The following is a 6,817-nucleotide window of genomic DNA, read 5'->3' on the forward strand; positions in this document are numbered from 1 at the left end:
CCAGTAAAGCCCCTTGCCGAGCATGGCTCGGCACTACCGCCCCCTTGCGCGTTCGGCGCAAGGGGCCAGGCAATCAGAGAAACAGATCCGGCATCAACGGACGCGACGGGTCCATCGCGTAGCCAGACAAATCGGTGATGCCTGCTTCGGCCAGCACCTCGTCATCCAGCAGGAACTGCCCGCTGAAACCGGCCGCCGTGCGGGTCAGCACCGCGTGCGCGGCATCGGCCATGATCTCCGGCTTGCGGCAGCCGCTCACGTCCACGCCGGGAATCATGTTGATCGCGTCGGTGGCGATCACCGTGCGCGGCCACAGCGCGTTCACCGCCACGCCCTGCGGGCCGAACTCCGCGGCCAGGCCCAGGGTGACGAAACTCATGCCCATCTTGGCCAGGGTGTAACCGGTATGCGGCGCCCACCACTTCGGGTCCAGGTTGGGCGGCGGTGCCAAGGTGAGGATATGCGGGTTCGGCGCCTGCAGCAGGTGCGGCAGGCAGGCCTGTGCGCACAGGAAACTGCCGCGTGCGTTGACCTGCTGCATCAGGTCGAAACGCTTCATCGGCGTTTCCAGTGTGCCGCGCAACCAGATGGCCGAGGCATTGTTGACCAGGATATCGATGCCACCGAAGGTATCAACGGTGGCTGCCACCGCTGCATTGACCTGTTCTTCTTCGCGGATGTCGCACTTCAATGCCAGGCCCTGCCCACCAGCGGCATTGACCGCCGCAGCAGCGCTGTGGATGGTGCCCGGCAACTTCGGGTTGGGCACCGCCGACTTGGCTGCGATGGCGACGTTGGCACCGTCGCGCGCTGCGCGCAGGGCAATGGCCAGGCCGATACCACGTGAAGCGCCGGTGATGAAAAGGGTCTTGCCTTGCAAGCTGCTCATGCGCACTCCAGAACCGGTAAGAAAGCAATCGGCATTATGCCGATACCGGCCCTTCCGCACAGTCCTGCAAGGCGCTTGATCGCCGACATTTTGTGTTCATGCGCGATGTCGATACTGGTGCAATATCGCGCAAGGATTCCCGATGAAAACGCTGCTCCAAGCTTCTCCCCTACTGTTGGTGCTGGCCCTGGCCGCCTGCCAGAAACCCCAGCCGGCCGCGCAGACGCTGCCGCCGGCCAAGGATGTCACCGCGCAGACCACCGGGGTGGGCGAGGCTGCGGCCCATATCGGCCCCAACGCGGTCTGGCAGGGCTCGGTCGAATCCTGTCGCAGCAGTACCGCCGCCGACAATTGCCTGCTGCAGGCAATGCGCGATGGCGGCGCCACACCGGCTGCGCTGGCCGCTGCCAGCACCTTGTCCGCGCAGGGCAAGCCCGGTTACGTCACCGCTTGGCAGAACGTTGAGGGCATCGGCGTTGCCACGCTGGAGTTCCCGTTCCGCGCCAATACCAATGAGGGCACCTGGCTGGTGGATGCCAACGGCCAGGCCATCGACGTGGATGAAGATGTGCTCGACGATGCAGCGCGCGCCTCCGATGCCTACAAGGCGTTCAGCGCCAAACATCCGGACTCCGGTCCGTTCGCCCCGGCCATTGCCAGCGGCACCAAAGCCCTGCCCGAAGGCGGTGTGCGCCTGCTGTACAGCACGCCGCTGCGCAGCTGCCATGCCTGTGCCGATGACGGCCAGCTGACCATTGCCTACGACTTCGACAGCAAGCGCAGCTTCACAGGCAAACAATTGCTGGAGCTGCACTGAGCCGCGGCAAGCAATGGACAGTGCCTGCGTGCGCCCGTTCACCATGGATGGGCGCTGCGCTCGCGGAGCAGGATAGGCCAGCGGAACAGGATGATTGGCGTGGCCCGCACCCGCAGCGCGCCGCTTAGGGCTTCGGCCCCTGCCCCTCGTTGTCTTCCCAATGCAGGATGCGGCGGGTAACGAAGCGATATACCGGCTTGCCGGTGGCAAACCACAGCTCACGCACCCACGAGTGCCGTTTGAGCAGGCGCAGCTCCACCGGGGTCAAGGCGTGCCGGCAATACATGCGCTTGTGCTTGAGCAGGTGGCGCAGGTCCTCGCGCGCCAGCAGCCGCATCCAGCGCGAGCGCGGGTTGCCGCAGACCGCCAACTGGAAATCGATCAAGGCCGGCGAACCATCCTCGCGCACCAGCCAGTTGGCTTCCTTGGCCAGATCGTTGTGGGCGATGCCATGCCGATGCACGCGCTGCAGCAGCCGCCGCGCGGCACGGAAATAGGCCAGGTCACCGTGCGGCGGACGCTGGTACATGGCTGCGCCTTCCATATAGCTGCGGTCCAGCCAATGCCCATCCCAGGCCAACAGACGCGGAGTGGCCTCCATGCCATCGAGCTTGGCCAGCGCCCGTGCCTCGCGCCGTGCCAGCCACCAGGCCGGCAGTCGCAGCCACAGCGGGGTGGCGCCCAGGTCGCGGCGTACAAATTGCCCCTGCGGGCCTTGCATCAGCAGGATCTGCCCGAAGCTGTCAGCTTTCAGGGCAACGGCAGTAGCCGGTGAAGATTCAGTCATGGCGCCATTCTAGTGCCCGCATGCCATTCATTGACCGGCATCGCAAGTGAACAAGGGCAGCGCCGATCCACTGAACCTCCGTCGCTGCCATCGGTCTGACTCGGGCTTCCCTTTATAATCTGCCGATGAATTCTTCCTGGATCGACGCCACGCTCGCGTGGATCGCCGCCCATCCCATCCTTGCTGGCCTGGCGATCTTCGCCATTGCCTTCTGTGATGCCGTGATCATCCTCGGCGCCATCGTGCCGGCACTGCCGCTGATGATCGCCGTGGGCGTATTGATTGGCATGGGCGAGCTGTCTGGCCCGTATGCGGTGGTCTGCGCAACCCTGGGCGCCTTTGCTGGCGATGGCCTGAGCTATTGGGTGGGGCGCCGCTGGGGCGACCGACTTCGCGGCGTCTGGCCGTTCAGCCGCTACCCGCAACTGCTGGACCGCGGCGAAGTCATGTTCCGCCGCAATGCCTTCAAGAGCATCCTGATCGCACGCTACGTGGGCGCGATCCGGCCCTTCGTGCCGGCCATTGCCGGCATGGCCAACATGCGCTTCAGCAGTTATCTCAAGGCCAGCGGCCTTGCCTGCCTGTCCTGGGCGGTGTTGTTCCTGCTGCCGGGTTGGGCGCTGGGCCAGGCCTACGATGCGGTGGCGGCGGTGGCCGGGCGCCTGTTCGTGGTGCTGGCCCTGCTGGGCACCTTGCTGGGGCTGGTATGGGCCATCGTGCTGTACAGCTACCGCTGGTCGGCGGCCCGCATGGACGGTTGGCTGGCGCGGCTGCTGGCCTGGTCACACCGTCACCCGCATTTCCTCGGCCACTGGCTGACCGACGTATTCGATCCCAAGCGCCGCGAATCGGTGCCTCTGGCAATGCTGGCGCTGATGTTGCTGGTGCTGGGCTGGGGCTGGTTCGTGCTGTTGATGGTGGTGGTGGGCCATGGCGAACCGCTGGCCCTGGATCTGGCCGTACACCGGCTGATGCTGGCCCTGCGCAACCCGCTGGCGGACTACCCGATGGCGGCACTGGCCTCACTGGGTGACTGGCAGGTGCTGTTGCCGGCGATCGCAGCCGGCATGGGTTACCTGGCCTGGCGGCGGCGCTGGATGGCGGTGTTCCATTGGCTGGCGGCGCTGGCCTTCGGCCTGGCGCTGACCAAGCTGCTGGGTGCCACCGTCGATGTGGTGCGGCCGCCCGCTGCCAGCAGCGGCTTTGGTTTCCCGTCGGTGGCAGTGACCATGGCCACCATCACCTTTGGTTTCTTTGCGGTGTTGATCGGCCGCGAACTGCCAGGCCGTACCCGTGTGTGGCCGTATCTGCTGTCGGGCGCGGTGGTCACCGTGATTGGCTTTGCCCGCATCTATCTGGGCGCGCACTGGCTCAGTGACGTCATCGGCGGCATGTTGTTCGGCGTGTTCTGGTTGCTGGTGCTGGGCATCGCCTACCGCCGCCGCTTCAATCGTTCGTTCTGGGTGAAGCCGGTCGCCTGGCTGTTCTATGGCGTGTTCCTGATTGCCGGGCTCTGGTATGCACCGCGCAATGTACCGGCCAAACTGGCCAAGTTCGAACCGGCAGCGGAGGCTCCAGCCTTGATGGATGCGTCGCACTGGTGGCAACAGGGCTGGCGCGAGTTGCCAGCGCGGCGCAATGATTTCGATGACGACCAGCGTTGGCCGTTGGATGTGCAGGTGGCGGGGCCCCTGCCCGCGCTGCAGCAGCAGCTCGAGCGCAACGGCTGGACCCTGCAGAAGCAAGCCGGCTGGCAGGAAGCCTTGATGATGCTGGACATGAAAGCCACCCCGCAGCAGGTACCGGTACTGCCGGCCACGCTGGACACCAATGTCGAAGCCTTGCTGATGTTGCACCCAGGTGAACGCCCGGATGAAGTCTATGCACTGCGGCTATGGCCGTCCTCGGCGCGCCTGCAACCAGGGCAGACCACGGTATGGCTGGGCAGCGCACAAACCCTGCGCTACCAGCGACACCTGAAGCTGTTTGGCATGTGGCGGCCGTTGCGCGGTGTTGACCCGGCATTGGACGCGCTCAAGCAATCGCTGGACGGGCTGGAAACCCAGCAGCAGGTGCAGCCGGAGACAGGCCTGCCATTGTTGATGATCCGCGAAAAAACGTAGTGCCGAGCCATGCTCGGCAGGGGCTTTCCCTGTAATCCATCACCGCACTGTAGGAGCGGCGTAAGCCGCGAAGCTCCCACTACGCGAAGGCTTCAGAAGCTACCCCTCCCCAACCCTCCCCTCCGCCTCCGGCGCAAGGGAGGGGGCGTAGTGCCGAGCCATGCTCGGCAGGGGCTTTCCCTGTAATCCATCACCGCACTGTAGGAGCGGCGTAAGCCGCGAAGCTCCCACTACGCGAAGGCTTCAGAAGCTACCCCTCCCCAACCCTCCCCTACGCCTTCGGCGCAAGGGAGGGGGCGTAGTGCCGAGCCATGCTCGGCAGGGGCTTTCCTTGCAATCCATCACAATATTGTGGGAGCGGCGTAAGCCGCGAAGCTGGCAACAATTGACCAAGCTCAGAGCACCTCAGCTGGCAACATCCCGGCTTCGCGGCTTACGCCGCTCCTACAAGCTGCAATCACGACAGCACCAACAACCAGCGCCCAGCAAGGCTGCCCTAAAGATCTTCTTCGATCGGCACATCGAATTCGGGGATCCATTCCAGCAGGCGATTCAGGCGCTCGCGCGGGTCGCTTTCCTGCAGGAGCTGCAGGCGTTGGGTCTCGCGCAGGGGCAGCAACTCGGCCAGCCGCCAGCCCACCCATGCGGCCTGATCCAACTGCGCCGGGCCGGCCGCAGCGTACTCGCCGCCAACCTGTTCCAGGATGTGTTCCAACAAGGTGCCAAGCAAACCGTGTTCGGGCTGCAGTTCGTCGTCGCTGTCGCGCTCGCACCATTCCACTTCGGCCATTACCTGACCGTTGTCACGCACATGGGTAGCCACCACATGGAAACGCCGCGCACCGCGCAGGCGCAATACCAGCACGCCGTCAGCGCCCACATCGAAATCTTCGACAACGGCTTCAACGCCCCAGGCCGCCGGGGTCGCCGGCGCGCCGACTTCCTCACCCTCAAGTATCAGACAGACACCGAAGTTGCTGCCGTTGCGGCCGCATTCGCGCACCAGGTCCAGGTAGCGCGGTTCGAATACGCGCAGGCCCAAGGCCGCACCGGGCAGCAACACCGCGTGCAGGGGAAACAGGGCAAGATTTGACGATTGCATCATCCGGGCAACTACAGCTATTCGGCAGACAGTGCCGATGGTACTCCACCGCACTGTGCCGACAATTCATCGCCGGCTTCACTGCACGCAGTGCAATGCCGGGTTGCACGCAACCCGGCTTCAATCACAGCACATCAGCCGCCTTGCAACTGCGCCAGGAAACGCCGCGGTGCGCCGTCAAAACCACCGTTGGACATGAACACCACGTGGTCGCCCGCACGCGCGACATCACCGAGTTTGACCAGCAATGCCTCGGTATCGGCGACCGCCTGTGCATCACCGCGCACCGCATTGATCACCTTGGCCGCATCCCAGGGCAGCTCCGGCCGGGCCAGGAACACCACGGCGTCGGCGATATCCAACGACGGCGCCAGGGCCTGCGAATGCGCACCCAGCCGCATCGAATTGCTGCGCGGTTCCATCGCCACCACGATGCGGGCATCGCCCACTTTTGCCCGCAGGCCTTCCAGCGTGGTGTGGATGGCGGTGGGGTGATGGGCGAAGTCGTCATAGATGGTCACGCCCTGCGCCTGGCCGATGACCTCCATGCGCCGCTTGACGCTATGAAAGCCCGCTAACGCAGGCGCGACGCTGGCCACATCAACGCCAACCGCGTGCGCAGCGGCCAACGCGGCCAGGCCATTGAGCACGTTGTGCCGGCCCAGCAGCGACCATTCCACCGTCGCCACTTCGGTACCCCGATGCAGCACCGCGAAGACGCTGCCATCGGCATTGATCAGCCGAGCGCTCCATTCCAGCGAGTGATCGAAGCCGAAGCGTTCCACCGGCGTCCAGCAGCCCATCGCCAATACTTCGGCCAGGTGCTTGTCTTCGCCGTTGACGATCAGGCGACCACGGCCCGGCACGGTACGCACCAGATGGTGGAACTGGCGCTGGATCGCGGCCACGTCGGGGAAGATATCGGCGTGGTCGAATTCCAGATTATTGAGGATGGCAACCAGCGGCCGGTAGTGGACGAACTTGCTGCGCTTGTCGAAAAACGCGGTGTCGTATTCATCGGCTTCCACAACAAAAAGCGGACGATCCGAAAGGATCGACACGTCCTCCCCTTCTCCCTCCGGGGGAAGGTGCCCCGAAG

General features: G+C 64.8%; 6 protein-coding genes. 2 read left to right on the forward strand and 4 right to left on the reverse strand.

Going from position 1 to position 6,817, the window contains the following annotated elements:
- Positions 1–73: 73 nt before the first annotated feature.
- Positions 74–889, reverse strand: coding sequence for an SDR family oxidoreductase (locus ABB27_RS12505; protein ID WP_057629102.1), 816 nt, complete (start codon positions 887–889; stop codon positions 74–76).
- 142 nt (positions 890–1,031) lie between these two features.
- Here ABB27_RS12505 and ABB27_RS12510 point away from each other — a divergent pair, with 142 nt between their 5' ends.
- A complete protein-coding gene (locus tag ABB27_RS12510; protein WP_152984559.1) occupies positions 1,032–1,706 on the forward strand; it encodes a hypothetical protein in 675 nt (224 codons plus the stop codon).
- Between the two features lie 124 nt (positions 1,707–1,830).
- Here the strand turns inward: ABB27_RS12510 and ABB27_RS12515 are convergent, their stop codons facing one another.
- Positions 1,831–2,493: a protein kinase family protein gene (locus ABB27_RS12515; protein ID WP_057629106.1), complete on the reverse strand. Its 663-nt coding sequence runs from the start codon at positions 2,491–2,493 to the stop codon at positions 1,831–1,833.
- A gap of 125 nt (positions 2,494–2,618) precedes the next feature.
- On the opposite strand from ABB27_RS12515, the gene ABB27_RS12520 reads away from it, so the two are divergent.
- Entirely contained in the window at positions 2,619–4,616 is a 1,998-nt protein-coding gene (locus ABB27_RS12520) for a bifunctional DedA family/phosphatase PAP2 family protein (RefSeq protein ID WP_057629108.1), read from the forward strand.
- A gap of 496 nt (positions 4,617–5,112) precedes the next feature.
- On the opposite strand, the gene ABB27_RS12525 is transcribed toward ABB27_RS12520, so the two are convergent.
- A complete protein-coding gene (locus ABB27_RS12525; protein WP_425477540.1) occupies positions 5,113–5,718 on the reverse strand; it encodes an LON peptidase substrate-binding domain-containing protein in 606 nt (201 codons plus the stop codon).
- A 134-nt stretch (positions 5,719–5,852) separates the two neighbouring features.
- Positions 5,853–6,817: UDP-N-acetylmuramate:L-alanyl-gamma-D-glutamyl-meso-diaminopimelate ligase (gene mpl, locus ABB27_RS12530; protein WP_057629128.1), on the reverse strand; the 965-nt coding region annotated here is incomplete at its 5' end.

This window comes from Stenotrophomonas terrae (assembly GCF_001431465.1).
In the GTDB taxonomy this organism is placed as follows: domain Bacteria; phylum Pseudomonadota; class Gammaproteobacteria; order Xanthomonadales; family Xanthomonadaceae; genus Stenotrophomonas; species Stenotrophomonas terrae.

What these genes read in the sequence shown, in the direction of transcription:
- ABB27_RS12505 (WP_057629102.1), bottom strand. Translation starts at nt 889, where the DNA reads ATGAGCAGCTTGCAAGGCAAGACCCTTTTCATCACCGGCGCTTCACGT.
- ABB27_RS12510 (WP_152984559.1), top strand. Translation starts at nt 1,032, where the DNA reads ATGAAAACGCTGCTCCAAGCTTCTCCCCTACTGTTGGTGCTGGCCCTG.
- ABB27_RS12515 (WP_057629106.1), bottom strand. Translation starts at nt 2,493, where the DNA reads ATGACTGAATCTTCACCGGCTACTGCCGTTGCCCTGAAAGCTGACAGC.
- ABB27_RS12520 (WP_057629108.1), top strand. Translation starts at nt 2,619, where the DNA reads ATGAATTCTTCCTGGATCGACGCCACGCTCGCGTGGATCGCCGCCCAT.
- ABB27_RS12525 (WP_425477540.1), bottom strand. Translation starts at nt 5,718, where the DNA reads ATGCAATCGTCAAATCTTGCCCTGTTTCCCCTGCACGCGGTGTTGCTG.